The organism is Mucilaginibacter sp. (assembly GCF_036383575.1).
Classification (GTDB): Bacteria; Bacteroidota; Bacteroidia; order Sphingobacteriales; family Sphingobacteriaceae; genus Mucilaginibacter.
The window spans coordinates 1-2572 of sequence record NZ_DASVOB010000456.1 but is presented as its reverse complement, the minus strand read 5'-3'; the positions used below and the strand labels follow the sequence as shown (position 1 = coordinate 2572).

At 45.2% G+C, this 2572-nt stretch carries 3 protein-coding genes; all 3 read right to left on the bottom strand.

The genetic code is table 11. The annotated features are described in order from the left end of the window. A partial coding sequence (locus VF500_RS16225; RefSeq protein ID WP_330860675.1) for a hypothetical protein occupies positions 1-343 on the bottom strand: 343 nt, incomplete at its 3' end. A gap of 185 nt (positions 344-528) precedes the next feature. Next, positions 529-1839, bottom strand: coding sequence for a threonine synthase (gene thrC / locus VF500_RS16220; RefSeq protein ID WP_330860674.1), 1311 nt, complete (start codon positions 1837-1839; stop codon positions 529-531). A gap of 171 nt (positions 1840-2010) precedes the next feature. After that, the coding region (locus VF500_RS16215; RefSeq protein ID WP_330860673.1) for a homoserine kinase at positions 2011-2572 on the bottom strand (562 nt) is incomplete at its 5' end.

Genomic DNA, 2572 nt, shown 5'->3' with positions numbered 1-2572 from the left:
GGATTTCGTGAACTTCTGCCTTGGTAACGACAGAATCTTTTAGGAAAACAACAAGTGTTTGGGTATAAATTAATGTGCCCTTGTTGTATTGCCGGTCAAGGTCGTAGATCATACTATCCTTGCTGCTTAACTGCGGACGGTGAAGCAGGTGGATCACCTTTTGATATTTAAGCCCATTGAGTTGCTTGCTGGCGATAAGGTCTTCAACCATGCCGGGGCGGTAAGCAAAGGTAATGCCGTCACCATCATCCCATTTATCACGATCAAACTTTTGTTTACGGCTGCAGGCGGTGAGGCAAACTGCAACAAGGCAGGCAAATATCAATGAGGTTTTGTTGAGCATTTTATGTTTCGGTATTGAATCAGGTGCTGTTTTTGTAACCATGTCATTGCGAGCGATAGCGTGGCAGCCGCATGCTATACAGAGCGGATCTGCACAGTTCGCGATTGCTTCGTGCCTCGCAATGACATGGTTGGTAAGCGCCTCTTTTTAGGAGGCACTTTTTCCAGCATCTAAAAATACTGAAATTAATCTACTGCTAAAAGGTAGCCTTTAAAATCAGCAAAATCTTTACTGATGGCTACAGCTTGTTTGGTTTTTGATTCCAGTTCTTTTACCTGTTCCGGCACTTCAATTTTGGCTGCTACCTCATCGCTGAAAACATCAGGGAATTTACAAGGGTGCGCAGTTGAAAGGAATACACCGGCAGTATCTGTAGTGGCATGGTCCTGTTTGTAATCGGTTAAGGCCTGCCATGCAATAGCAGTATGAGGGCATACCACATAGTTATAGTTATTAAATACCCAGTTAATGGCTTTTACAGTTTCTTCATCGTCATATTTAAAACCAACAACCAGTTCTTTCAGCGCGTCGGTATCGTTTTTAAACAGATCGGCAATGCGTACCCAGTTGCTTGGGTTGCCAACATCCATTGCGTTTGACAGTGTTGCAACAGATGGTTTAGGCTGATAAACACCGGTTTTTAAAAACTCGGGAACAGTATCATTAACATTAGTGGCCGCGATAAATTTTTCGACAGGCAAGCCCATTTTCCAGGCTAACAAACCTGCGCCAATATTGCCAAAGTTGCCACTCGGTACAGAGAAAACAACTTTTTTAATGCCCTGCCTTAACAGTTGTGCATAGGCATTGAAATAGTAAAAAGTCTGCGGAACCAAACGTGCTATGTTAATTGAGTTAGCAGATGTAAGGCGAAATTTTTCGTTCAGTTCTTCATCAACAAAAGCCTGTTTAACCAGTGCCTGGCAATCATCAAAAGTACCATCTACCTCAAGTGCGCGAATGTTTTGACCATTGGTGGTTAGCTGTTGTTCCTGCACGCCACTCACTTTGCCTTTAGGATAAAGGATAGTAACACGTGTATTAGGTACGCCTAAAAAGCCTAAAGCTACGGCACCGCCGGTATCACCGCTGGTGGCAACCAATACATCGAGCTGCTTTTCGCCGGGCTCAAGGAAATAGCTCATTACGCGGCTCATAAAACGTGCACCAAAATCTTTGAACGCCAATGACGGGCCATGAAATAACTCCAGCACGTAAACATTATCTTCCAGCTTCACGATAGGGGCCGGGAAGTTGATGGCATCATCGATCAGTGCTTTTAGATCAGCTTCGGGAATAGAATCGCCAAGCAAGTTTTGGGCTACTTTAAAAGCAATTTCGGGCAGGGTATATTTATCAAGGTTATTGATAAAATCATCATCCAAACGGGGGATGCTGTAAGGCATATACAAACCTTTATCCTGTGGCATACTATTAAAAACAGCGTCTTTAAAAGATACTTCGGATAAGGTATTATTGGTACTGTAGAGTTTCATTTTTGATTTCGGAATTTCGATTTCGGATTTATTTACATTATGTCATTGCGAGCGTAGCGCGGCAATCGCAAACTGTACAGGGCGGACCTGCTTAGCGGCGATTGCTTCGTACCTCGCAATGACGGGCGGTTTTAAGCCCTCTCCCTTTAGGGGAGGGTTTGGGTGGGGCAGTTATCCCAAAACCTTCGGCCCCGCGTCATTAATAGTTGATACGTAACTGTTCGAGCCGATTTTTAAACCGGTTAAATGATACTGTAGCTTCTGCGTGATGCTGCGGGCTGTAGCTTCATCTCTGGTAAAAGCAAATACCGAAGGGCCCGAGCCAGAAATGCCAAAACTTACGGCTCCAAGTTCCATAGCCATTTCGCGCATTTTATAAAAATCGGGGATGAGCATGGAGCGTACCGGTTCAACCAATACATCCTTCATACTGCGACCGATCAGGTCGATATCCTGCATGAATAAACCGCTCACCAGGCCGGCAATATTGCCCCACTGGGTTACGGCATCCTTCATCTGGATGTTTTTGCGGATGATCTGGCGGGCTTCGCGCGTAGGTACATCCACATCAGGAAAAACAATAGCGCACCACAGGTTTTTAGGGTGCGGTAACCTTACCACATCAAGAGGCTCATAGCTGCGGATCAGCACAAAACCGCCGAACAGGGCAGGGGCAACGTTATCAGCATGACCATGACCGCAAGCCATTTCTTCTCCCTTCATAGCAAAAGGC

Excerpts from the sequence above, each read along its gene's own strand:
- thrC (WP_330860674.1), bottom strand. The coding sequence starts at position 1,839 with ATGAAACTCTACAGTACCAATAATACCTTATCCGAAGTATCTTTTAAA.